General features: G+C 59.9%; 21 protein-coding genes and 3 pseudogenes. 14 read left to right on the forward strand and 10 right to left on the reverse strand.

Annotation, left to right across the window (positions count from 1 at the left end; genetic code table 11):
* Positions 1–505: 505 nt before the first annotated feature.
* Positions 506–676 carry a hypothetical protein gene (locus Q9K01_RS12405; RefSeq protein ID WP_305930528.1) on the reverse strand — a complete coding sequence of 57 codons (171 nt, stop codon included), beginning with the start codon at positions 674–676 and terminating at the stop codon, positions 506–508.
* 113 nt (positions 677–789) lie between these two features.
* Positions 790–1,233, reverse strand: coding sequence for a CBS domain-containing protein (locus tag Q9K01_RS12410; protein WP_215227872.1), 444 nt, complete (start codon positions 1,231–1,233; stop codon positions 790–792).
* Between the two features lie 528 nt (positions 1,234–1,761).
* Here Q9K01_RS12410 and Q9K01_RS12415 point away from each other — a divergent pair.
* The 7 genes and pseudogenes from Q9K01_RS12415 (at position 1,762) to Q9K01_RS12445 (ending at position 7,013) form a co-directional block, all read left to right on the forward strand.
* Entirely contained in the window at positions 1,762–2,076 is a 315-nt protein-coding gene (locus Q9K01_RS12415) for a beta-lactamase hydrolase domain-containing protein (protein WP_305930529.1), read from the forward strand.
* 133 nt (positions 2,077–2,209) lie between these two features.
* Positions 2,210–2,971: an MBL fold metallo-hydrolase gene (locus Q9K01_RS12420; RefSeq protein ID WP_305930530.1), complete on the forward strand. Its 762-nt coding sequence runs from the start codon at positions 2,210–2,212 to the stop codon at positions 2,969–2,971.
* 159 nt (positions 2,972–3,130) lie between these two features.
* Positions 3,131–3,306: pseudogene (locus Q9K01_RS12425) on the forward strand (transposase); the annotation flags it as partial.
* Positions 3,307–3,577: 271 nt separating this feature from the next.
* Positions 3,578–4,264, forward strand: a complete 687-nt coding sequence (locus Q9K01_RS12430; RefSeq protein WP_305930531.1) for a class I SAM-dependent methyltransferase — start codon at positions 3,578–3,580, stop codon at positions 4,262–4,264.
* Entirely contained in the window at positions 4,261–4,728 is a 468-nt protein-coding gene (locus Q9K01_RS12435) for a DUF411 domain-containing protein (RefSeq protein ID WP_305930532.1), read from the forward strand. Before Q9K01_RS12430 ends, Q9K01_RS12435 begins: the two co-directional genes overlap by 4 nt.
* A 399-nt stretch (positions 4,729–5,127) precedes the next feature.
* Positions 5,128–6,399, forward strand: a complete 1,272-nt coding sequence (locus Q9K01_RS12440) for an APC family permease (RefSeq protein ID WP_422785321.1) — start codon at positions 5,128–5,130, stop codon at positions 6,397–6,399.
* A gap of 275 nt (positions 6,400–6,674) precedes the next feature.
* Entirely contained in the window at positions 6,675–7,013 is a 339-nt protein-coding gene (locus Q9K01_RS12445) for a hypothetical protein (RefSeq protein WP_179408452.1), read from the forward strand.
* 26 nt (positions 7,014–7,039) lie between these two features.
* On the opposite strand, the gene Q9K01_RS15475 is transcribed toward Q9K01_RS12445, so the two are convergent.
* The 3 genes and pseudogenes from Q9K01_RS15475 to Q9K01_RS12455 all read right to left on the reverse strand — a co-directional run bounded on the left by Q9K01_RS15475 (position 7,040) and on the right by Q9K01_RS12455 (position 8,062).
* Positions 7,040–7,540, reverse strand: a complete 501-nt coding sequence (locus Q9K01_RS15475; RefSeq protein WP_422785319.1) for an acyl-CoA dehydrogenase family protein — start codon at positions 7,538–7,540, stop codon at positions 7,040–7,042.
* Positions 7,453–7,746 (reverse strand): annotated as a pseudogene (locus tag Q9K01_RS12450) (DNA alkylation response protein); the annotation flags it as partial. The pseudogene Q9K01_RS12450 and the gene Q9K01_RS15475, both read right to left, overlap by 88 nt.
* A 37-nt stretch (positions 7,747–7,783) precedes the next feature.
* Positions 7,784–8,062: a hypothetical protein gene (locus tag Q9K01_RS12455; RefSeq protein WP_305930533.1), complete on the reverse strand. Its 279-nt coding sequence runs from the start codon at positions 8,060–8,062 to the stop codon at positions 7,784–7,786.
* Between the two features lie 65 nt (positions 8,063–8,127).
* Between Q9K01_RS12455 and Q9K01_RS12460 the strand changes: the two genes are divergently transcribed.
* Complete coding sequence (locus tag Q9K01_RS12460; protein WP_305930534.1) at positions 8,128–9,225, forward strand: IS630 family transposase; 1,098 nt, start codon at positions 8,128–8,130, stop codon at positions 9,223–9,225.
* A gap of 16 nt (positions 9,226–9,241) precedes the next feature.
* Here the strand turns inward: Q9K01_RS12460 and Q9K01_RS12465 are convergent.
* Positions 9,242–9,999 (reverse strand): annotated as a pseudogene (locus Q9K01_RS12465) (IS5 family transposase).
* A 142-nt stretch (positions 10,000–10,141) separates the two neighbouring features.
* On the opposite strand from Q9K01_RS12465, the gene Q9K01_RS12470 reads away from it, so the two are divergent.
* From Q9K01_RS12470 to Q9K01_RS12480, 3 genes are all read left to right on the forward strand, one after another.
* Positions 10,142–11,410 (forward strand): hypothetical protein, encoded by a 1,269-nt coding sequence (locus tag Q9K01_RS12470; RefSeq protein WP_305930535.1) that lies wholly within the window; start codon positions 10,142–10,144, stop codon positions 11,408–11,410.
* Between the two features lie 322 nt (positions 11,411–11,732).
* Positions 11,733–12,548 carry a universal stress protein gene (locus Q9K01_RS12475; RefSeq protein ID WP_305930536.1) on the forward strand — a complete coding sequence of 272 codons (816 nt, stop codon included), beginning with the start codon at positions 11,733–11,735 and terminating at the stop codon, positions 12,546–12,548.
* 87 nt (positions 12,549–12,635) lie between these two features.
* Positions 12,636–13,475 carry a class I mannose-6-phosphate isomerase gene (locus tag Q9K01_RS12480; protein ID WP_179408456.1) on the forward strand — a complete coding sequence of 280 codons (840 nt, stop codon included), beginning with the start codon at positions 12,636–12,638 and terminating at the stop codon, positions 13,473–13,475.
* Positions 13,476–13,526: 51 nt separating this feature from the next.
* Here Q9K01_RS12480 and Q9K01_RS12485 read toward each other — a convergent pair whose 3' ends face one another.
* The 4 genes from Q9K01_RS12485 to cls all read right to left on the reverse strand — a co-directional run bounded on the left by Q9K01_RS12485 (position 13,527) and on the right by cls (position 19,180).
* Positions 13,527–14,477, reverse strand: a complete 951-nt coding sequence (locus tag Q9K01_RS12485; RefSeq protein ID WP_172593101.1) for a DMT family transporter — start codon at positions 14,475–14,477, stop codon at positions 13,527–13,529.
* A gap of 160 nt (positions 14,478–14,637) precedes the next feature.
* Complete coding sequence (locus Q9K01_RS12490) at positions 14,638–15,975, reverse strand: glycoside hydrolase family 130 protein (protein WP_305930537.1); 1,338 nt, start codon at positions 15,973–15,975, stop codon at positions 14,638–14,640.
* Positions 15,972–17,300 (reverse strand): SAM-dependent methyltransferase, encoded by a 1,329-nt coding sequence (locus Q9K01_RS12495; RefSeq protein ID WP_305930538.1) that lies wholly within the window; start codon positions 17,298–17,300, stop codon positions 15,972–15,974. Before Q9K01_RS12495 ends, Q9K01_RS12490 begins: the two co-directional genes overlap by 4 nt.
* Before the next feature lie 449 nt (positions 17,301–17,749).
* The gene (gene cls, locus Q9K01_RS12500) at positions 17,750–19,180 is read right to left on the reverse strand and encodes a cardiolipin synthase (RefSeq protein WP_305930539.1); all 1,431 of its coding nucleotides are present in this window, start codon (positions 19,178–19,180) and stop codon (positions 17,750–17,752) included.
* A 413-nt stretch (positions 19,181–19,593) separates the two neighbouring features.
* Between cls and Q9K01_RS12505 the strand changes: the two genes are divergently transcribed.
* The 3 genes from Q9K01_RS12505 (at position 19,594) to Q9K01_RS12515 (ending at position 22,832) form a co-directional block, all read left to right on the forward strand.
* Complete coding sequence (locus tag Q9K01_RS12505) at positions 19,594–20,943, forward strand: glycosyltransferase family 4 protein (protein WP_305930540.1); 1,350 nt, start codon at positions 19,594–19,596, stop codon at positions 20,941–20,943.
* A 106-nt stretch (positions 20,944–21,049) separates the two neighbouring features.
* Complete coding sequence (locus Q9K01_RS12510) at positions 21,050–21,811, forward strand: HAD-IIB family hydrolase (RefSeq protein WP_305930541.1); 762 nt, start codon at positions 21,050–21,052, stop codon at positions 21,809–21,811.
* Between the two features lie 421 nt (positions 21,812–22,232).
* A complete protein-coding gene (locus Q9K01_RS12515) occupies positions 22,233–22,832 on the forward strand; it encodes a lysophospholipid acyltransferase family protein (RefSeq protein WP_305930542.1) in 600 nt (199 codons plus the stop codon).
* Positions 22,833–22,971: the final 139 nt, after the last annotated feature.

The following is a 22,971-nucleotide window of genomic DNA, read 5'->3' on the forward strand; positions in this document are numbered from 1 at the left end:
CCATGGCCACAAGACACCCGAGCGTCATGCGCTCGCAGGGCTTCTGGTCGGAGGACCCCTCAGCCGCCATGCTCATCGCCATACCGTCGTCCATCTCCGAACAATCGACGGAGCCGCCTATCTCCATCGGGGGGGCGTAGCAGCCTGTGCGGCGCTCTGCACGAAAAGCGCAAGGCAAACGCAAACAAGAGCAAGGGCGCGCACGAGGGACACTCCGCCGCGATAGTGGGGTCGCTCTGGCAAGGCAAACGCAAATCCGGATCCGAAAGCGCTTGCGGACGATACCACGCCAGTGCTCAAAAACGCCGAAGGCTGATTCCTGCGGGTACGCCGAGCATTTTAGATTGGCTCCGTCAGCGAAATCAGTCGCTACAGCTGCGATTGATAGAAAGCAGCCCAGTGGAGACAATCCCGCGTCGCCCACTCGCCGTCCGCAGATGCCAGGAAAGGGGGCGTCGAGCTCAATAGCGCGACGCAGCCGCCTACAGACCCCGTCGGGGTACTGTCATCTTTTCTCATGCGTTGGCCGGAGCGCTTTCTTCGGGCTGGACATCGCGTCGATGCGGGCCATCATTTGGTTGCAGCTCTGCATCATGGCCTTCAGCTCGCCCCGCATCTCCGGGTCGCTCATCATCGCCGTCATGCTGTCCTTGGCCATCTCGCCGTGTTGCATCATTGGCGGCTCTCCGCCTGCGCCGGCGCGTTGGCGTGCTGGGCCACAGCGGCGGTGTAACCCATCCCGACGCGTCTTCCCATCATTGGATGGTCAAGGGCTCGACGAATATTTTTTCAGCAACACCCGACGGCTGCTGGTTCCTCCGTCGATTCCGACACCTCGCGCACGAGATCTCCGGTTTCCTTCTTGTCGGCATGCAGGGCGATGTCGGCTTGGGAAACGATGCCGCAGCACTTGCCTTCGTCGTCCACAACCGGGAGGCGGCGGACCTGATTGTCCTCCATCTTCTTGCAGCATTCCTCGATGCTCGTGTCCGGAGTGACAGTAACGAGCGAAGACGACATCACCTCCTCGACAGGTGTATCGGCGGATTTGCCTTTCGCAACGCAGCGGCATGCGATGTCGCGATCGGTCACGACCCCGACCAGCCCGCCGGATTCGTCGACGACCGGGATCTCGCCGCAATCGTTGTCAACCATCAGGCCGGCGGCGTCCTTGACGGTGTCAGAAGGGCTGCAGCACGCCGGATCGGCAGTCATGAGATTTCGGGCTTCCATGGTTCATCTCCAGTTTGGGGTTGTGGCGCAGATTGCACTCCACGTGGGGAATGGTCCCATGCAGTTTCCGGTTCCGGCTTTATCTGTGATCCGTGGCCAGTCCGCGCCGGCTTGCCGAAGCTTCTCGGCGGCGGGATCGCACCCCGGCCACCGATCACCCTGCTCTCCTGAGCCCGGACAAGCGGAGGAATGAGACGCCGATGTTTGACTGCGGCCATGGCTGAACATTCTGGGGCATGACTGGACTGATTTCGCCAACCCCTTGTCGCACGGTCGCGCGCACCACCACGCTCAGCGCCGCAGCAAGGCGAATCGAAAATTGCCAATTCCGCGCAACCCCCTAGCTCTAAATCTATGCCTACCATTGCGAGGGCCGGACATAGTTGGGCATTCAATCCGAGGAGACGTGATGTCGTGGGAACATCGAGCACGCTGTTCGTTTCCAAGACAGCAGTGATGCCGATATCAACCCCAGGCTATTCGTCGCCGGCAGACACGCCTGAGTTGAGCGCTTGAAGGAGTAGACACGTGGATGGGCTCATCAATCTGGACAACAGCCTCCACGTTTTCACACGTGCGCCGAACCAAGCGGATCTGAGAGAGCTCTCATGCGCCGGCATGCGGTCCGTTGTCAATCTGCGCGCACCAGGAGAAAACGGCGAGGTCTTAGCTCCCGGCACCGAGGGTGAGGTGGCGGCGAAAAGCGGGTTGGCGTACCTGAGCTTCCCGGTGACACCCGCGGATCTCACCACAAGGGCCGCCTCGACCATCCGTGTCGAAATGGAGCAACTGCCGACACCCATCGCCATTCATTGTGCAAGCGGCAAGCGGCAAGCGGGCTAGCCTGATGGCCCTGGCTCACTGGGCTCACCAGCAGGACGCGGGCGCTAGCGAAGCCGCGGCCAAGGCCGAAGTCGCTGGACTCAAAGTCGGCCAGGCCGATCTCCAGCCCCTGATCGAACGTTAGGCGCAGGTCATGATCTTTCGACAATTGTTCGAACCCGAATCCTCGACGTACACCTACCTTTTCGGCTGGCAGGACACCGGCGAGGCCCTGTTGCTCGATCCGGTGGTGGAGACAATCGAACGCGATCTTCAAACTATCAACGAGCTTGGCCTGCGGCTTGCCTACACGCTCGACACGCATATCCACGCAGACCACATCAGCTCCGCCTGTCGGTTGCGGGCGCTCACAGACTGCAAGGTCGCCTACCCTGCGCAGGACGATCTCCCTTGCGCGGATATCGGCGTTACCGAGGATCGGCCGCTAAATCTTGGAGGCTTGAATTTCCGGCCCCTGTTCACTCCGGGCCACACGGATACGCACCATTGCTATCTTCTGGATCAGGGCGGACAGCAAAGGGTATTTACCGGGGACGCGTTGCTGATCGATGGCTGCGGCCGAACGGACTTTCAGAATGGTGACACGGCTGCGCTCTATCGCTCGGTTCACGACAAGATTTTTACCTTGCCCCCGGACACCCTGGTCTATCCCGCACACGATTATCAGCATCGGCACGTCTCCACCGTCGCGCAGGAACGTGAGCGCAATCCGCGGTTGAACGACGCAATCCGACTTGAAGAGTTCGAGGATATCATGACCAATCTCGACCTTGCCTATCCGAAAAAAATCGATGTGGCGGTCCCGGCCAACCGCAAATGTGGCGATTGCCCCGAAGATGCCGTGGAACAACTTCATCGAATTGGCGGCAAGTCCCCCCAGGGCTGGCCGAGCTAGGCTCAGGATCTGTTAAATTGCCGCCGTAGCGAATGAACGGCTGATTCCGTGGCGGTGAGAGGCCTGGGTTCGTCGAGCTTGGAGCCCGCGAGCAGCTGACGGACCCCTGATTTCGCTCAACGCATGATTAGAGTCTGGCCCCGATGGTAAGGACGGATGATGAAGCGAACGAGGTTTAAGGAAGAGCAGATCATTGGTGTGTTGAAGGAGGCCGAGACTGGTGCGAAGACCGGCGACCTGTCCCACGGCACGAGGCGTCGGAAGCGACGATCTATAACTGGAAGGCCAAGTATGGCGGCCTGGAGGTGCCGGAAGCCCAGCAGTTGTGGGCACTGTTTCTATATATCGGGTTTCCCTCGTATCGTACGAGCCCAGTCTCCTCGCGTACAAGCCGGTTGGGGGCAACAGCGGTACATGTTGATCTACGATCGGGCGATGGAGTAGGCCGAAATTGGCCCCACAAAATGGACGGCCGTTTCGCTTTGGCAAGCGTTCTGACGGACCAGGCCTGCGTGGAATGCCTGGCGTTTGTCGGTGCCCATTGCCGTCTGCAACGCTTGGACCGCTAGAGATGATCATTTCACCCGCCTCCCTGGGGAACGTGCGATGCGAAAGACAAGCACTCTCGGTCGAGCAGTCAACTTCACACCTGCGCTCGGAAAAGCTTGGCTAACACCGCTCTACGACGTTGCAATTCGCTGCCTGACATCGGAGAAACGATGGCGGAGCGCGATGATAGCCGAAGCGAAGATCGAGCCAGACGATCGTCTGATCGACGTCGGAAGCGGCACGGGAAGTCTCCTCATCGGTCTCCGCTCCGCCTGTCCGCAAGCGGACCTGCTCGGTGTCGATCCGGACCGCGCCACGATCGACATAGCCCGGCGAAAAGCTGCGCATAAGATGTCGTCCATCCGTTGGCACCATGGTTTTCTCGACAGCCTCGAGCTTCAGGACAATTGGCGACCAAACAAGATCGTGAGCAGCCTTCTATTCCACCAGATACCGGCGGGGCAGAAGGAGGCCCTCATCGAGGAGATCTGGAACCTGCTCGAACCCGGCGGGATGGTCTTGATCGCGGATTACATGAAGCAGGAAAACCCGCTGATGCGGGCGCTGTTTCGCGCAACCGTCCAAAGACTGGACGGATCTGCGGATACCCAGCCCAACGCCGACGGCGTAATGGAAAATCTTATCTCTGCCCGATTTATCGACAGCAAGAGGTTAGCCCTATTCAATACGCCCACAGGTGCCATTTCTCTGTGGCGCGGCTTCAAGGAAAGGACCCTCAATTGACCGACACTGCCTCTCCATCGGCCCTGCGCAGACCTCTCGCGAGTGCTTTGCTCGTCGTTCTTGCGGCTTGTTCGAACGTCGCGCAGGCCGCAAGCTACACGATGTGTCGTGACTCTGGCTGCGGCTGTTGTGAACAATGGGCAGCTCATGTCGAGCGGGACATGGACGCACAAGTCGCCGCGGTCGACAGCACCGATATGGCCGCTGTCAAGGCGGAGAGGGATGTCCCGCAGGGACTCTCGTCCTGCCACCCGATGGCGGTCGACGGCTATGTCATCGAAGGACATGTTCCCGCTGAAGCCATTGCGAGACTGCTGCGCGAGCGACCCGACGGCGTCGCCGGGCTTGCCGTGCCCGGTATGCCGCTCGGCTCCCCCGGCATGGAGGCTCGCGGCCGCAAGCAGGCATATGACGTGTTTGCATTTGGCCCGGGCGGACAAAGGGTTTTCGCAAGCTACCCCTAACGCAAAGCGGATGGCCCCACCGTCCGAAAACTGGGCAACCAACGGGGCGCTCTATTGTCGAGCCGAGGAACTGAAATGACTAATATCACATCTGGTAATCAAACCGAGCGGAATTCCAAAGGGCATGCCGTCCGACCTTATACGCCGGCCAGGCATTTAGGATCAGTCGCCAAAGCCCACTTGACCGCAGATAAACGCGGGGCGCATGAGGCAGGCCGCTGCCCTTTCAGTCTCGTGCCGGCGATCGCGAAGATGCACCCTGCCCCCTCGCGCGCAGGTTGGCCTTGTTTTCAAAGTTAGAGAGTTGTGAACGAGATGAAACACGAGGGACATGCGGCATCGACCGGGACCCAAAGCAGCAAGAGCGAATCTGCCATAAGTCTCGCCGGTGGCGTGGCTATGGGCACGGGGGTCATGATCGGCGCCGGAATATTTGCCCTAACCGGTCAGATCGCACAGTTGGCCGGGCCGCTGTTCCCGCTTTCCTTCGTCGTGGGAGCTATCGTGACGGCGCTTGCGGCCTATAGTTACATCAAAATGTCGAACGCCTGGCCATCGTCTGGCGGCATCGCGATGATCTTGCAAAAGGCCTATGGTCCGGGCGTCGTGGCGGCCTCTGCCTCACTGCTCATGGCGCTCTCGATGGTGATCAATGAAAGCCTGGTAGCCCGTACCTTCGCTGCTTACGCCCTGCGTCCGTTCGGCCAAGAGGAGAATGCCCTTTTCCTGTCTATACTCGCGCTAGCTCTGATCGTCTTCGCCTACTTCGTAAATGCGTCCGGCAATCGTTCGGTGAGCGGCTTTTCGCTCATCATGTCCGTGATCAAGGTCGGCGGCATCGTCGTTTTCGCAGTGGCGGCGATCTGGGCGAGCGGTTTCTTTTCTGGCTCTTTTTCCGAAGACACTTCGCAAACCGGTGGCGGCGCATTTCTGGCATCGGTGGCATTTTCCATCCTCGCCTTCAAAGGCTTCACGACCATTACGAACAGTGGCGGCGATATTGTTGATCCGCATCGCAATGTTGGTCGCACGATCGTCATCTCGATTGTCATCTGCGTGGTGACGTACCTGCTCGTGGCACTGGCTGTCGGAGCAAGCCTGACGATTGGCGAGATTGCCCAAGCGCGCGATTATTCTCTGGCCGCCGCCGCCAGACCGGCGCTGGGTCAACTGGGCTTCTGGTTCACCATCATCATTGCACTATCGGCAACTACCTCGGGGGTGATCGCCAGCGTGTTCGCGGTCTCGCGCATGCTGGCGATGCTGACTGACATGAAGATGATCCCGCACAGTCATTTTGGCATGAAAGGCGGAATACGAAGCCATATGCTGGTCTACACGGTCGTGGTAGCCGGCTCGCTAGCGGTGCTGTTCGATCTGTCGCGCATCGCTTCCCTCGGGGCGTTTTTCTATCTGGTCATGGACATGCTGGTGCATTGGGGTGTCTACCGGCACCTACGAAAGGAGATCGCTGCAAAAAGCTCCGTTCTGCTCGCCGCGATTGCAGCCGACGGTGTTGTTCTTGCTGCCTTTACTGCCACCAAACTCGACACCGACCCGCTTATTGTTGGCATCGCTGCGGCCCTCATCGCCGCTGTTTTTGCTCTTGAAGCTCTCTTCCTGCGTCGAATAGGCAGAAAGGATGAGAAACCCGGGTCGAAACTAAGGTGAAATCCACCACCGGCCCGGATGACGAGACGCGGCTGATCCCCGATGAAGCACGCATCTTTTTATTAGATGGTGATGGGCTCCAAGTTCATCCCCGCTGCCTCCGAAGCGGCCGACTTGCTTGATGCGCCGCTCGAGGTTTTATCGGCCATGCGTGATCGGCAAGGATGCACTGCTGTCCGGCTCCAAGCTTCAGGATGCGCTGGCTCTCACCTCCCGCGGTTTCAGGTATCCGCCCGTCTTGATAGATTGCTTCCTCAATCCAGGAGTTTCGACATATGACAGAGCAAAAGAAGAGCGCCGCGGTTTCGCGATGGGAAGATGAGGGCGGGGCCACGCCGTGCGGCCCTCAGGAAGCTTTGGCAGCAGCTTGCGACGAATGGGATATTCCCGCACTTTCCGATGCCGAGATCATCCAGCTGCGCATCCGGGTAATCGCATTGGAAAATATTGTGCTAAGTGTGCTAGCCAAAGCCACTGACGAACAACTGACGCAAATTGGCGAGATGGCGGAATTCATCACCCCGCGTCCCGGTGCCAGGCAACATCCCCTCACCATTCATGCCGCGTCCCAGATGACCCAGCTCGTGGAGCGCGCCAAACATTTTCGATCGTAAGGATACGAGCGCAATCTGCTAGCCAATCACATCAAATTCGTGCGGTGCGCAAGCAAGAATCGCGGCCAGTTTGCGCTCGGGTCACAGGAAGCCCTTTGGCAGTCTATCGCTAAAGTAGCGGTAGCGCTCTTTGTGTCAGACGATTCGCTGCAACTTGTTCGGTAAAAGCCTCGTAAGCAAGGCGCGGTCCCTCTGTAGAGCGGCCGCCCATCTTGTCCTTCGGGCGCATGACGTGGATCGCATTCCGCGCCGCGTCGGGCCGCCACTCGCGGGACGAGGAAACAGGTCAATCCCTCCTCGGCGTGGGCCAGCGCCAGGAAGGCATCCGACATTGGCGCCGAGCAGAACCATTTATGGCCGATCAGCTCGAATTCACCGCTACCAAGCGAGGCGGCGCGGGTGCTGTTGGCGCGCACGTGCGAGCCGCCCTGCATTTCGGTCATCGCCATGGCAGTGGTGGACCCAGTCTTTCCTGCGCGGGAATGAAACGCTGATCGTATTTCGCGGCGGAGACACGCGGTTCCCATTCCGCAGCCACTTCCGGCTCCGCGCAAAGGGCGGTGACCGCCGCATAAAGCATTGACATCGGACATACCGTGCCGGCATCGGCCTGCGTCATAAGGTAGAGCAGCGCTGCACGCAGGTCTGGCCCGCCTTTACGCTGGTCCACGCCGCCGCGGAAATTCCCCTCTTCGACCCCCATCTGCATCAGAGCGTGAGAGGCGGGGTGGAACTCAACTTCATCCGGGCCTCACCGAAGCGGTCGAAACCTAAGGGTGTTGGCGGGTTCGCATTGGCAAGCCTACCAAGCTCAACGGTTCGGCCTGACCCACCAGTTCGCCGAAGGCACTCAGACGGTCCCAGTGCCCCGCTCCGGAACCGGCGACACCATCCTGAATTGCCCGGTCGGCATCGAAAGCATTGAAATCGACGAGCGGCGGCGGCTGATAGCTGACCTCGTGGGCTTCGAGTGCTGTAAGGGGACGATAGGGCACCATGGCAACGAGTGTGCAACTCGCGCGAGCGGTCATCAAGGTCTGGTTGCGCACTCATGCTAGTCACCTGGAACTGTAGTCCGTAACATTCTCTTGATTGATTTTCGGGAGGTGATGCGATGGCAGGGCGGTTGGCGGATGCAGTAGTGTTGAGCGAGCAGGAGCGGTCTTTTCTCGAAGCACAGGTGCGGCGACACAAGGCGGCTCGATCGTTATCGGACCGGTGCCGGATGATCCTGTTGTGTGCCGATGGCTTGCAGAGCAAGGAAGTCGCCGAGCGTCTCGGCGTGCACGAGCACACGGTCGGCAAGTGGCGGCGTCGGTTCGTGACAGACCGGATCGAAGGGCTCACCGACGAATACCGGCCCGGCCGCCCGCGCACGGTCTCCGATGCGCAGGTGGCTCAGGTGATCGAGCGCACGTTGAACACCAAGCCCAGGGGCGCGACCCATTGGTCGATCCGCAGCATGGCTGCCCAGACGGGCCTTTCACATACTACTATCCGCCGGATCTGGGCCGCATTCGGCCTGCAGCCACATCGATCCGAGACGTTCAAGCTCTCCACTGATCCGCTGTTCGTCGACAAGGTACAGGATATCGTCGGCCTCTACATGTCGCCCCCGAACCGGGCGGTCGTATTGTGCGTCGACGAGAAATCCCAGATTCAGGCGCTCGACCGCGAGCAGCCGGTCCTGCCGATGGCGCCAGGTGTCCCTGAGCGGCGCACTCATACTTACGTTCGCAACGGCACGACCTCGCTGTTTGCAGCACTCGACGTCGCCACAGGAGCGGTGATCGGAAAATGCTACAAGCGCCATCGGGCGACCGAGTTCCTCGACTTCCTCAAGCAGATCGATGCTGCGATGCCGGAAGGGCCGGACGTGCACCTCGTGATGGATAACTATGCCACGCACAAGACGCCGAGGATCAAGGCTTGGCTGGCCCGCCGTCCGCATTGGCATGTCCACTTCACGCCGACATCAGCCTCATGGATCAACCAGGTCGAACGCTGGTTCGCGGAATTGACGCGCAAGCAACTCCAGCGCGGTGTCCACCGGTCCACCACTGAGCTCGAAGCAGACATCTTTGCCTTCATCAAGGAGCACAACGAAAACCCGAAGCCCTACCGCTGGACCAAATCCGCCGACGAGATCCTCGCCGCCGTTAAACGCTTCTGCCAGAAGACAATGAGCCGAACTTCGGATTCAGGTGACTAGGGTCAGGACTCATTGGTCATAGCCAGAAGATGACGGTGGCAGCGAGGGCCACGGCGGAGAAGAAGACGGTAGGACATTGGTCATATCGGGTAGCGACGCGGCGCCAGTCCTTCAGGCGCCCGAACATGATCTCGATACGGCTGCGGCGCCTGTAGCGGCGCTTGTCGTACCTGACAGGCTCGAGCCGCGATATCCGACCTGGGATGCAGGGTTGGATGCCCTTGGCCTGCAAGGCATCCCTGAACCAGTCGGCGTCGTAGCCGCGGTCGCCGAGCAGCCACTGCGCCTTTGGCAGATCGTCCAGCAACGCTGCTGCGCCGGTGTAATCGCTGACCTGTCCGGCGGTCATGAAGAAGCTGAGCGGCCGGCCGTGGGCATCGGTGACAGCATGCAGCTTCGTGTTCATGCCGCCCTTGGTGCGGCCGATCAGCCGTCCGAGACCCCCTTTTTAACCCGCAGGCTCGATGCCGTGCGGTGTGCCTTCAGGTAGGTAGCGTCGATCATGACGGTCTTGGGCTAGGCACCAGCGGCAGCCAGCCCCTCCATCATGCGGACAAATACCCCCATCTCGCCCCAGCGCTTCCAGCGATTGTAGAGCGTCTTGTGCGGACCGTAGTCGCTGGGCGCATCCCGCCAGCGCAGCCCGTTTCGATTGACGAAAACGATGCCACTCAGCACCCGGCGGTCATCAACCCGAGGCTTTCCGTGACTCTTGGGAAAATACGGCCGCAGACGATCCATCTGCTCATCCGTCAGCCAGTAAAGGTCGCTCATGCCCAGTCTCCTTGCGGAGCCTGAATCAGATCGCACCTCTCATATCAATGGGTCCTGACCCTAGCCGCCCCAATGTTGTTGAAATATTCCAGTAGCCGCAGCGTCCTTGGGTATAATCCTCAAGATGCCGCCAGGAGACCCGATGCAAGACAAGTCCAAAGCGCTCCAGGCGGCACTACGTGCCAATTCCGTCTGTTCCTGCATTACGCTCGACCGGGACATGCTTCAGGCCACATTGAACAGCCAGACCGGACGTGAAGGTTTCGGGGAGCAGTTGGCGACCTCGCACCCGCACCTGTTCGCGAACTCGCCGGTGTTTATCGCGCCGGAGACAATGACGGTGATGACGCGCGTCGTCACGGCGGTGGAGACCGCCGCAGCCCTCGCGCAATATGGTGAGGCGGTGCGGAAGTGGGCACCGTCCGGCTCCGCTCCCGATCTGGGACCTGCCGGTGCACTGATGGGGTATGATTTTCATCTTTCCGAATCCGGACCGGTTCTGATCGAGATCAATACCAATGCCGGGGGCGCGTTCCTCAACGCAGCCCTCGCCAGGGCGCAGCGTGCCTGCTGCTTCGGCTCCGATGGCTCGAATGGATCAGTGGAGGATTTTGGACCGGCGATTGCGAGAATGTTTCGCAGCGAGTGGTTACGCCAGGGCCGCACTGGGACACCCGAGACCATTGCGATCGTCGATGACGCGCCCCTTGATCAGCATCTCTATCCGGAGTTTCTGCTCGCCAAGGCAGCGCTCGAGCGTCAGGGAATTTCGGCGGTCATCGCGGATCCAACGGCTTTTGAGGCTTCCGGCGGTGAACTTTTTGCGGATGGCTGCAAGATCGATCTGGTGTACAATCGTCTCGTCGACTTTACCTTGGAAGAGCCGGATCATTCCGTCCTCAAGGACGCTTATCTGAATAATCTGGCAGTGGTCACGCCCAACCCATACGTCCACGCCATGCTGGCCGATAAGCGAAACCTCTCGCTCTTGAGCGACCCCGCGCTCCTGACCCGCTGGGGCCTGGCAAAAGAGCAGACTGAGGTTCTTGCGACGACTATTCCCGCTACCACTCTGGTAACACCTGATAACGCCGCGTCGCTTTGGGCGGAACGTCGGCATCTCTTCTTCAAGCCGGCGCAGGGATATGGCAGCAAAGCCGCCTATCGCGGTGCCAAGCTCACCCGCAGCGTCTGGTCACAGATCCGGGACGGTGACTATATCGCCCAGCAATACGCGCCGCCGAGTCTTCGCAAGGTCAAGTATGATGGAGAGGCTGTGGACCTCAAGGTCGATGTGAGGCTCTATACCTACGCTGGTTCCGTATTGTTGAAGGCGGCGCGGCTATACAGGGGGCAGACGACCAACATGCGCACACCGGGTGGCGGTTTTGCGCCAGTCCTGGAAGTCTGAATTTTCACTGAATCCTCTTCGTGCTCGCAAGTTGTGATGTTCGCTCGGGAAGGCTTCCGGCTGTTCGGATGGGTAGAGCGGCCATACCCGCCCGCTCGCTACGCGTGTTGGCCCCGGCAGCGGCATTTCGACAGCGAGCGATGAGTGGGAGTTCGGCCCTCGGTAAGGGATCCCGTGCCCTTGTCAAAAGCGGCGTCTCGAAGGTCCACAGCGCTGGACAGGGACGGTGTGTAAGATCGGATCGAGTGAAACGTCAAAGACAACAAGGAGTGCTTTTTGATCCAGCGCAAGCGCTCGATTGCAACCGGACCAGGATGATCAGATGAAGTCGGTTTTGCTCCACATAAACCAGGATCCTGGCCAGGCCGCACGGTTAGCTGCTGCCATGGAAGTCGTGCGCGCCCACAACGGGCAGCTGATCTGTTTGCAGGCAAGCCCTCTCGATGCGTATTTCTTTGTCGGCGATCCGTTTGGAGGGTCATACGTTCCTTCCGGCATCTTCGAGACTTTTCGCCAAAACGAGAAACTTGAACAGGTGCGGATCGAAGATACGCTCAAACGGGAGGGAATCGATTGGCAATGGCTTCGCGCCGAGGGATCAGCGGCTCAGACCATCATCGAACACGCGAAGTTTGCCGACCTCGTCGTTCTAAGCCAACCCGAAGAGAAGGAAACAATTCTCCCGCGCAGGGCGCCGCTCGCCGCCGACGTGGCGCTCCATGTTCAATCGCCCGTACTACTCGTGCCGGCTGCCGGGCAACGCTTTACCAACAGCAGTGCTGCCATGATCGCCTGGAATGGCTCCCCAGAAGCTGCCAACGCCATCCGGCAGAGCCGTTCGCTTCTGCGCGCCGCGCCCAAATTGCATATCGTAAGTGTCAGCGAGAAGGGGGAGAAACCTTCTTTGGACGATGTCCGCTATTATCTGGCGCGATATGGTGTCACCGCCGAAAGTCATGATTGGCCGCTCGACGGAGACACCGTGGCCAATGCGCTCATTGCGGCCGCAGCGAGTCTCGAAGCGAAATATATCGTGCTCGGTGCCTATGGCCATTCACGACTCCGCGAAACTGTTCTGGGCGGCGTCACCCAGGATCTTATCACGACGAGCCCCGTTCCGCTGATTCTCGCGCACTGATATGATCGGCGTACGGACCCCGCCATATGCACATGGTTTCTCCTTACCAGCCCCTCAAGCAAGGGGTAGTCAAGGGAGGCGTCGGCAATGACCCCTGTCCAGCTCGTTCCCCGCTCGGTGGCCAAGGTCTGGGGTCGCCGTCAGCCTGGCTTCGGATTTGCGCAGGCAGCAAGCGGCGACGATCCGATCGGTGAAATCTGGTTCGAAGAACCCGACCACCGCTCAGGCGCCCTTCTTGTCAAATACCTGTTTACGAGCGAGCGGCTCTCTGTCCAGGTCCATCCAGACGATGCCGAAGCGCGAGCGCTCGGACATCCGAGGGGCAAAGACGAATGCTGGGTGATCCTGAAGGCTGAGCCGGGTGCGCAGATCGGCCTGGGGCTGAAGGCAGTTGTCGCCATCGACACCCTGCGCCTCGCAGCGCTCGATGGAACCATAGAGACGATGCTTGACTGGCGCGAGGTGAGCCCCGGCGACGTCTACTATCTGCCCGCAGGAACCATCCACGCGATCGGTGCGGGAATTACCCTCATCGAGATCCAGCAAAATGTCGATCTTACCTACAGGATGTACGATTATGGCCGTCCGCGCGCCCTCCATTTGGAAGCAGCGCTGCGCGTGGCACGCCCCGAACCCTGGCAGGCTCTCACACAACCATACGTTCTTGCCGATGCTCGCCGGATAGTCGCCGAAGGACATAAATTCGTGGTCGAGCAATGGAGCGGCGCTCGCGCCGGTACACTCGCGCCCGGCACAGCGGCATGGATTGTACCGCTTTCAGGACACGGACGTATAGGTGATGCCCCCGTGGAGCCGGGCCAGGCATGGCTGGCCGATGAGCAGCATTCCCTCGACTACAATGGCGAACTGCTCGTTGCCTATCCGGGCAGCAAGGTGACTGAGGGCCTCTGGGTGTCGTCCCGTTGAATAAGCCGAATTGAGCAGCGCAGTGCCCTATTATCAATCTTGCCAGCCACTTCACTTGGATCGGCATGCGGAACCCTGATCACGAACCGGCTCTCTATCGGGCTCGGCTTTCGTTCCTAGATAGACGCCTATGCCGGCGAGGACCACGCCGATCATCACCATGAGAGTGAGCGGCTCGGCGAAGAAAAGGGCTCCGATCGTAATGCCCAGAAACGGCACGAGAAAACTGAACACGTTCGCTTTTGAAAGAGGCATCGAGCGCAGAGTCGTTTGCCACAGCCAGAAGGCGAGTGCTGTCCCTGGAAGTGCAAGCCCTACGAGCGAAACTATGAAGCCCGGCGACCAGACGACAGCACGTGGGTGTTCGGTCAGCACGGCGATTATCATCAGCGGAATGGCGCCGATCAGCAATTGAAGGCCCATCGCCATCGCCGCGTCGACCCGGTTGGCAAGCTTCCTGATTGCGACATTGCCAGCGGCAACACCGAGCGCGGCCAGGAGCACGTACATCAGGCCAAGTCCGGTTGAGCGCTCGTTGCCGGCGAAGACCTGGGGGGCAGCGACGATGATGACGCCAAGAAAGCCGATCAGCAGGCCGGTCCATCCGCGCAACGCAAGGCGTTCCCCGATCAGGCCGTATGCGAGTACCGCGGCGAAGATGGGTTGGGTATTGGCCACGACGGTCGCCAGGCCGGGAGCGACAAATTCGGCTGCATGGAACATCCCGAAGTAACCCAATCCGGTCATGCCAAGTCCTGCAAGCGCGATCCACCCCCACTCCGCCCTGTCTTTCGGGAAGGGTTTGCCCAGGCAAAGCGCGACCAGAAGCAGCGCCGACCCTGCCGTAACGGCGCGAAGACTTGCGAAGGTCAGATGCGGGGCGAAATCGAGCCCGATCGTGATCAGCGGGTAGCATGAGGCCCAAAGGACCATCACGAGAATGGCAGACAGCCTCGGCGGAATCAAAGCGTCATCGACCGGACGGTGTTCAGGGTATTGCATCGCCGCACAGGATACAGAGCTACCCCCACATTGGGGGTCCTCTTTGGGTACGCGCAAACCGCATCCGCGGTGCAGCAGCACGCTGCTGGCCCAAATTCGATCGTCTGGAATCCACCGCTTGTCCTGCGCTCAGCGCCAACCAATACCAAAAAACCTGCCCTCACTCCATAGTGGCAAGTAGCCGGTCGATGGGGACGGTGGCAAATGTCGTGTAACTATCCGCAATTGCGTAGGGAAGAAGAAGCACCCCGTCATGCACCAGGCTGCCGCAGCTATAGACAACATTGGGCACATAGCCTGAACGTTCATCCGCTTGGGCACGCAACAGCGGTTCGGGGGTGCGCGCCAGAAGTCTGGAGGGATCTTTCTTGTCGAGCAGGCACGCACCAATGGCGTAGTTTCGTACTGCACCGACGCCATGCGTGATCACGAGCCAGCCTTCGTCCAGTTCGATAGGCGAGCCGCAATTGCCGATCTTGATGAACTCCCAGGGATAGCGCGGCGAGAGGACAGTGACGCTTTCGCCCCAATGGTGAAGATTGTCTGAGAGCGCCAGCCAGATGCTTTCGTCGTCGTGGCGGCACAGCAATGGGTATTTCCCGTCTATCCGTCTCGGGAAAAAGGCGAGGCCCTTGTTGACCGCCCCCGGTCCTTCCATTCTGTGGAGATTGAAGGTTCGGAAGTCGTCGGTTGTGAGAAGTTCCGGCGCGATGGCCCGGCCGTCATAGGCAGTATAGCTGCCCAGATAGCGCGATGAGCGATCATCCTCGACAAAGCGAACCAGGCGCAAATCTTCGATGCCGTTGCGTTGCTGCGCCGTAACCGGGAAAAGAACTCGTTCGGAAAGATCATCACCTTCGTTGCAGACGATCCGGATGCTCCCATCGCTAGCGGATGGATTTGGATCCCGCTCGAGCCGGTGCGCGACGACCTGGCGGCTCGGCGCATCAATGGTGAGTCCGGTTTTGACATTGTAACTGCCGGTCCTGAACGTGACGGACGAAATATGCCCCTCCCCCACGCCGCGCAACGATAGCACAAAGCGCAGGCTGCCTGGTGGCATACCCGACTGATCGGGATGGGGTACGACACTCGGATTAAAAAGCGCCGCCGCCTCGTAGGAGTATTCCTGGTGAAAGAACGCGCCGATGAGCAACGCCTGTTCACGCGTAGCGGAGCATTTCGCGATGATGCGGCCGTTGATCTCCTCGAAGCGCGCCAGCAAGAGTTTCTCGACGGAGTAGCTGCGGTCCACGAAGGGAAGCAATGTCTGCGCAAGGTAGGCCGAGACGGCTGCATTTTCCATCGAGAGCACCCTGTCTGCGATCCGCTGCAGCCGCGAGCGTTCCGGCACGGTCAGGGCAAGGGGATCATCGGCCGGGAAGAACGGCCGAATGACGACCCTCGATGCATCGGGATGCAATTCGACCGGCAGCCGCTTCATGATCCCGAGCTGCGCGCCGCGCGATCCAGTCGCTAATGATGGATTGCGCGTCATACGCATTCACCCACGCGCAGCGGGACGGCTTCGGCTTCGACGCGCTCGTTGAGCACCTCATCCGCCCAGTGCGGATGCCCCTTCCGCCGATCGGAATAGAGATAGTCGCGCGTCAGGGGAACGGCGTCGCGCTCCTTGGCAAGCTGCACCTGGAACACCATCAGGGTTCCATTGCGGAACATCATCTCACAGGCAGCGAGATAATATTCCCACATCCGACAGAAGCGTTCGTCGTAAAGTGCGTGCGCCGCGGCGCGCCGCTCCTGGAATCTCTCGTACCAGTGGCGCAGCGTCTCTGCGTAATGGAGGCGCAATATTTCGATATCGGTCACCCAAAGGCCGCTGCGCTCGATGGCCGCGAGTGTTTCCGACAGGGCGGGAACATAGCCGTCCGGAAAGATGTACTTGTCGATCCACGGGTCGCGCCCGCCAGGCGGTTCCATGCGGCCGATCGAATGTACGACGGCTATTCCGCGCGGCGCCAGGTTCTGCTTGATCGCCTGGAAAAAGGTACCGAAGCTCGCCGCACCGACATGCTCAAACATTCCCACCGACACAATGCGATCGAATTGCTCGTCGATTTCGCGGTAATCGGCCAGTTTGAAGGCTGCGCGATCATCGACGCCCTGCTCGCGGGCGCGGACCCCAGCGCGGCGATGCTGTTCCTCCGAGAGGGTGATCCCCGTCACCTGCGCATCGCAGTGCTGTGCCAGCTCGATCGCTAGTCCGCCCCACCCGCAGCCAATATCGAGGACCCGGTGCCCTGGCTGGGGCAGGAGCTTCTTTGCAATGTGCGAACGTTTGGCAGCCTGCGCGTCCTCGAGCGTGTCACAATCCTCGCCAAAATAGGCGCAGGAATATTGCCAATCCTCGTCGAGGAACATTTCATAGAGCCCGCTCGAAAGGTCGTAATGGTGCGCAACGTTCGCTTTGGCCTTGGCCTTGCGGATGGGCCGCAGGACATGAGCCAAACGCCCCAGCTTCGCGCGCAGGCGCGCCAAAGGCGCTTCATCGAGCGCGGTCAGGTTCGATGAGACAACAAACAGGAAGTCGCGCAGCGTGCCTTCCTCGATCGTCCATTCTCCCTTCATGAAGGCTTCGCCAAGCGTCAGCGAGGGATTGATGAGCAGGCGCAGCGGAAGGTCAAGCCTGTGCAGCCGTACGATCACTCGCGGACTATCCTGCGGCGTGCCGAAAGTCATCCGGTTGCCCGCGGCGTCGATCAGCACGAGTTCGCCCCGTTTGACGAGCCGTCGAAGCAACGGAGCCAGAACCGCGAGCAAACGCCGGCCAAGTACGGCATGGACTTGTTTGGATTTGCGCATTTCGGCTCCCACCTTGCTGGATGACTTTCGAAAGACGCCGCCAAAGGCGATCTATTACAGGACATCGCTCCAAGGTAGTATGGCTTCAAGGCCGGTGCGCCTGGACGGCCAGTCATTATCCGGGAATGGCAGATTGAATGCGGTCGCCGCGTGCGCGGCGATTTTCAGGCATTGAGAATTGGTGCGATGTGGGCGCTTTCTTCGCCGAGGCGACCGCGCTGAAAGGGGCGCGCAACCCGCGAGCGTTTGGCGCTGTCGGCAATATTCGACCTCCCAGGACGGGCAAGCCGGCCAAGCATGCCGGATCCAGGATGCGCTCGCAGACTTCGGTAAGCGACAAGCTCTGCGCTCCGCATACTGGCTGCGCGCACCCTGATCGACAAGGCTAATTACGAGCAATCACTGCCGAGGAAGCTCCGCCAATGCTCCGCGCGGGGGTGGTGAAGCGTTCAAAGGAGAGGGCCGAAGAGCCGTGCAATGTTCTGCGCCAAGGTCGCGAGGAAGGACCGCCTCCTCCAAGCCTCCAGGCTGAGCGTATCGCTAACGGCCAGATTGCGCTGCTGTTCCATCCTGAGATCGACAGCAATCTCTCGATCGTAGCAAACTAGGCTGGCCTCGGCATTGAGATAAAAGGAGCGCATGTCGAGATTGAGCGATCCGATGAGGACGATCTCGTCGTCAATACTGATGTGTTTGGCATGCAGCAGCCCCTCGCGGTAAAGATAGATCGCGACCCCGGCGCTCAGAAATTCTCCATAATAGGATCGCTGCGCCAAGCCTACGAGCCAGGAATCGCTAGCATGCGAAAGAATGATCCGGACTTCGACGCCGCGCATCGCGGCTGTTTTCAGAGCCTGGAGAAGCGATTCATCCGGAATGAAATATGGGGTCGTCAAAGTGACACTGCGCCGTGCGCCATGAACCAGGGCAACCACTAACGGACCTGCGCCCGCCAACGGATATTCCGGACCGCTCGCCAGAAGCTGAGCGGCGTATTTGCCCTTGGCGCGCCCATGTGGGAAAAATTGGCTCCGGTCGAGCACCTCTCCTCGTTCGAGAAACCAGTCGGCGGTAAAGACCGCTTGCAGTTCGAGCACAACCGGCCCTTCGACGCGCAGCACAAGTTCCTTGTTGATCAGGCCCGAGGACGCCTTCTTGTCGATAACATTCTGCGAACCGATATAGCCCACCTGCCCGTCGATCACGACGATCTTGCGATGATTGCGAATATCCGCACGCACCTTGCCCAAACCTGGAAATGCGACGGGGAACGCGCGAGCGACCGCGACACCTCCCGACCTCAGTCTGCGCGTGACGGAAGATGCCCAGGAAAACGAACCCATCGCATCGATCAGCACGCGGCAATCGATCCCGCGCTTCGCGGCATGCAGCAGCGCCGACATAATCCGGTCGCCACTTGCGTCATCCGCAAAAATATAGGTCGTCAGATGAACATGATCGCTTGCCTGTTCGATATCCTCAACAAGCCGATCAATTACGCCTTCGTAATCAGGTAGAAAATGGATCGCATTTCCGCCCAGCACCGGAAATCGACTGAGGCTTTCGACGAAACGCGTGGCTGATTCCAGATGACTCGACACCGCCGGCCGTAGGCAATGGCGCGAATGGGCGATTTGCCGGGCCGCGCGCGCAAGCAGGATTTGCCCCTCGACGAACCGCCGCCTACGCCAGCGCGGCGCCTTCGGTTGGCCTGCGATGAGATAGAATATAAACGTCGGGATCGGAAGAAAGAGAGCGAACAGAAGCCAGGTGCGGGCTTCCTCCGGCGAGCGCCGTGAGGTGACAACCACGAGCATGACAAGGCGGATCGTCCATTCCAGCGCCAGGTAAGCGAGCGGAATGGGATCTGTCAGGTTCATGCCGGGCCGGCCGCACTATCAGTGCAGCCGATCCGGCCATCCCAGAACCTGCCACCGTCAACGAGAATGCCCATTGGCGCCAGTTCCGCAAGGACGACAGATGAAAGGGCGACACGCCAGGATTTGGACGTGCCGCCCTTCCCCGTGCACGGGACGGAGGAGTGGGGGGCGTCCCGTGCCGGGCAGTCGGTATCCGAAGAAATTGGCAGCTCCGTGTTGTTTACATCTCGGATCCCACGCTACCGGGCCATGCGCACTCCGGATGAATAGCATTCCATTCTGGACCGCCTATCAAACGCCCACAGGGACGATTCGATGCGCGACTTCTTACAGTTGTCATACGGCGCGCGGCGCGCGCTCTTCGTAAGGAAAAGTCTCACTCCGCGTCCTTGTCAATATCCAGGGGACGAACCTTGCCCGAGAGCATCGGCAACCGCCTCGCCCTACCACACAGACCGAGTGAAGAATCCACCATGCATCCAGTCAACGTCGTGAATGCCAGCCCTCAGATCGCCATGGTCGGCAGCTATGTGCCCCGGCAATGCGGAATTGCCACCTTCTCACAGGATTTGCGCGGCGCGATCGTGCACGGTTTGCCCAAAATGGGTTGCAGGATGATTGCGGTCACCGATCAAGCTGGAGCGTATGATTACCCTGCGGAAGTTGGTCTGGAAATTGAACAGCAAAATGCCCGGACGTACACCGACGCCGCCGAGTATCTGAACTCCTCGCTTGTCGATGCCGTTCTCCTGCAGCACGAATTCGGGCTTTATGGCGGTCCGGCGGGATCCTATCTCGCGAGCTTCCTGCGCCAGCTTCGCAAACCTCTGGTCACCATCTTGCATACAGTTCTGAGCACACCGGATGACGATCAGCGACGGGTCATGGCCGAACTGATTAGGCATTCGGCCCGTCTCGTCGTGATGGCCGAAAAGGGCCGTGAGATGCTGGAACAGATCTATGCTGCACCGGCAGACCAGATTGCTGTTGTGCCGCATGGTATTCCCGACCTTGCTCTGTCCGATTCAGAGCGCGCGAAGCACGCGCTTGGCTTCGGCGGGCGCTCGGTTGCCATGACGTTCGGCCTGCTTTCACCGGGGAAAGGGATCGAGACGATGATCGCCGCGCTGCCGCAACTGGTCCGGACCAATCCCGACCTTCTCTATGCGGTCGTCGGCGCAACCCACCCGCACCTACGCGCGAGCGAGGGGGAGCGCTATCGCGACAGTCTTCGCAAACTGGCGGATGAGTTCGGCGTTGCCAGCCATCTCCGGTTTGTCGATCGCTATGTCGATCTGCCAGATCTGCTGCAGCTTCTCGCAGCCAGCGATATCTATGTCACGCCCTATCTGAACGAGGCGCAGATTTGCTCAGGCACGCTTGCCTATGCCGTGGGCTTGGGAAAGCCGGTCGTCTCGACCCCCTATTGGCATGCGCAGGAATTGCTGGCGGACGACCGCGGCCTGCTGGTGCCGTTCAGCGACCCGCAGGCGATGGCCGGTGCCGTCGGCCGCCTCCTGTCGGACTTCAGCTTGCGGCGCCAGACCGAGGCACGCGCCTTTGCGCTCGGCCGCACAATGACCTGGTCGGCGGTGGCGCAACGGTATGCAATGATAATTGGCGATGTTGCGAACCGGCCCATCCCGCTACAACAAGCGGACTCCCACTTCGAGGCCCAACCACAGACATCCTTTTCGCAGGCCGGATCCAGTGATCCCCTGCGCGCAGATGCGCCACGGCTTGTCGTGAATGGGCGAGTGTGAGGGCTGAATTGGAGATCGCCGGATCTGCGCCAAACGCGACCCCAGCGCGCGCGCATCTCGTTTTCGGTGGCTATCCCAATCTGAATTCGGATTTGAAAGAGCGTCCATGAAATCGATCGCCGTATTTGACCTCGACGGGACTCTGGCTGAAAGCAAGCAGCCGATTGATGCCGAAATGGGTGGCCTTCTGACCAGCCTGCTCGATCATCTGGCGGTTGTGGTCATCTCAGGCGGGGACTGGCCCCAATTCGACAAGCAGCTGCTCGGACGGCTGCCCGATGTCGCTGACCTGTCCCGGCTATTTCTCTTGCCCACTTCCGGAAGCAAGTTTTTCCAATATGAGCGCCGCTGGCGGCAAGTCTATGCCGATGTTCTGACTGAAACCGAGCGCAGCGCGATCTACACAGCGCTGCAACAGGCAATCGAGGCGCTCGGAGTGGATGCCGGGCAGAGCTGGGGCGATCGGATCGAGGATCGAGGTACGCAGATCACCTTTTCCGGTCTCGGCCAGCAGGCGCCACTCGCCAAAAAACGAAGCTGGGATCCCGATCTTCGCAAACGTCAGCGGCTCAAAGCTATCCTCGAGCCAAAGTTGCCAGCCTTTTCGATCCGTATCGGTGGAGCGACTTCGCTCGATATTACACGGCGCGGCGTCGACAAGGCCTACGGGCTTGCGCGCTTTGCCGAGGTGGTCGGCATTCGCAAAGACGACATGGTGTTCTTTGGGGATGCAGTGTTTGCAGGCGGCAATGATACGCCCGTAAGAGCAGCGGGAATCGCAACTGTGCCGGTTGCCCTTATCGGTGAGACCAAAGCCGCAATAAGGACGATCATAGCCTGCGGCCCGCCGCTTTCCACACATTTCTGAAGCTCGGAAACCTCCCGGCAAGCCGATCTTCTGGCCGCCCGGATATCGCAATGCGCTCGGGAGGGTCGGCTTTTGTCGTCCTTTCCAGCTTCCATGAAGTTTCACCCAGCTCGTCGACACGGCAAGTTGGCCGATCCGAGTACGCTATCATGACCATCGAAGATTTCGAACCGCGCCCGCGCACCACGAGCCAGGTCCGCGCGCCGTGCAACAGGTGCTCGTGTAATTCCTGTGCCCTGTACGCGTCTGTTTTGATGGCCCACCTGACCGCTCAGCATGGGTCCGCGCGGCACGCAAATGGAAGGCATTTCACATTCTCACGCTGAGAACATGGCTTTTCAAAGCTTCCTGGGTTCTCTGGACTCTAAGCTTCGCGCCTCTGATTCCTGTTCTCTGGCTCAGCGGAAGACCTCCGCGAGTTGTGCGCAGAATTACGCGGCTCTGGGCGCGAGGGACCTTGGCACTCCTTGCCGCGTGGACCGGTATAGCACATCGCGTACACGGCGATTGCCATGTTCCTCTCAGACCAGCCTTGATTCTGGGGAATCATCAGTCGCCATGGGAAACGATCGCGGCACTCGTGTTATTTCCCGATCTGGCCATAGTCGCGAAGCAGGAACTTCTCAAAATACCCGTTCTGGGTTGGTATCTTCGATATTCTCCCATGGTCATCATCGATCGAGGCGACACCACCGGCTCGGTGCGAAGCATGGTGGCGGCGTGCCGGGATGCTCTTTCCGACGGCCGATCACTGTTGATTTTTCCAGAAGGCACACGCCAACCGGTCGGATCGCCAATCATTTTCAAACGCGGCGTGGAACTGTTGTATCGTACGCTTGGCCTGCCCGCACTTGTTTTCGCTCACGATTCCGGGCGCTTCTGGCCAGCCGGATCTGTCCCGCGGTCCGGCGTCATTACAGTTTCGCTTCTAGCTCCGATTCCGCCAGGCTTGGACGCTCGGGAGTTTTTCCAGCAATCGCAGCGAATGTTGGCGGATGAGGTCGCCCGTCTCACCGGTTAGCAAGAAAATGCCGCTACCCCAATTCGGCGGCTTAAAGAGTTAGGTGAAGCGACGGAAGTTTATTGGCCAGCTTTACCGGATAGTGTTCTGTGGCCTCGGCATGATTTAGCCGTGCGACAGCGATCGAACTTCCGGAGCC

It is taken from the genome of Qipengyuania benthica, from assembly GCF_030717865.1.
GTDB lineage: Bacteria > Pseudomonadota > Alphaproteobacteria > Sphingomonadales > Sphingomonadaceae > Qipengyuania > Qipengyuania benthica.

Coding starts and splice junctions, on each gene's coding strand:
- Q9K01_RS12495 (WP_305930538.1), bottom strand. CDS start 17,300: ATGCGCAAATCCAAACAAGTCCATGCCGTACTTGGCCGGCGTTTGCTC.
- Q9K01_RS12445 (WP_179408452.1), top strand. CDS start 6,675: ATGACAGAGCAAAAGAAGAGCGCCGCGGTTTCGCGATGGGAAGATGAG.
- Q9K01_RS12485 (WP_172593101.1), bottom strand. CDS start 14,477: ATGCAATACCCTGAACACCGTCCGGTCGATGACGCTTTGATTCCGCCG.
- Q9K01_RS12410 (WP_215227872.1), bottom strand. CDS start 1,233: ATGGAAGCCCGAAATCTCATGACTGCCGATCCGGCGTGCTGCAGCCCT.
- Q9K01_RS12490 (WP_305930537.1), bottom strand. CDS start 15,975: ATGACGCGCAATCCATCATTAGCGACTGGATCGCGCGGCGCGCAGCTC.
- Q9K01_RS12460 (WP_305930534.1), top strand. CDS start 8,128: ATGGCAGGGCGGTTGGCGGATGCAGTAGTGTTGAGCGAGCAGGAGCGG.
- Q9K01_RS12405 (WP_305930528.1), bottom strand. CDS start 676: ATGATGCAACACGGCGAGATGGCCAAGGACAGCATGACGGCGATGATG.
- cls (WP_305930539.1), bottom strand. CDS start 19,180: ATGAACCTGACAGATCCCATTCCGCTCGCTTACCTGGCGCTGGAATGG.
- Q9K01_RS12510 (WP_305930541.1), top strand. CDS start 21,050: ATGAAATCGATCGCCGTATTTGACCTCGACGGGACTCTGGCTGAAAGC.
- Q9K01_RS12420 (WP_305930530.1), top strand. CDS start 2,210: ATGATCTTTCGACAATTGTTCGAACCCGAATCCTCGACGTACACCTAC.
- Q9K01_RS12430 (WP_305930531.1), top strand. CDS start 3,578: ATGCGAAAGACAAGCACTCTCGGTCGAGCAGTCAACTTCACACCTGCG.
- Q9K01_RS12480 (WP_179408456.1), top strand. CDS start 12,636: ATGACCCCTGTCCAGCTCGTTCCCCGCTCGGTGGCCAAGGTCTGGGGT.
- Q9K01_RS15475 (WP_422785319.1), bottom strand. CDS start 7,540: ATGGGAACCGCGTGTCTCCGCCGCGAAATACGATCAGCGTTTCATTCC.
- Q9K01_RS12475 (WP_305930536.1), top strand. CDS start 11,733: ATGAAGTCGGTTTTGCTCCACATAAACCAGGATCCTGGCCAGGCCGCA.
- Q9K01_RS12440 (WP_422785321.1), top strand. CDS start 5,128: ATGGGCACGGGGGTCATGATCGGCGCCGGAATATTTGCCCTAACCGGT.
- Q9K01_RS12470 (WP_305930535.1), top strand. CDS start 10,142: ATGCAAGACAAGTCCAAAGCGCTCCAGGCGGCACTACGTGCCAATTCC.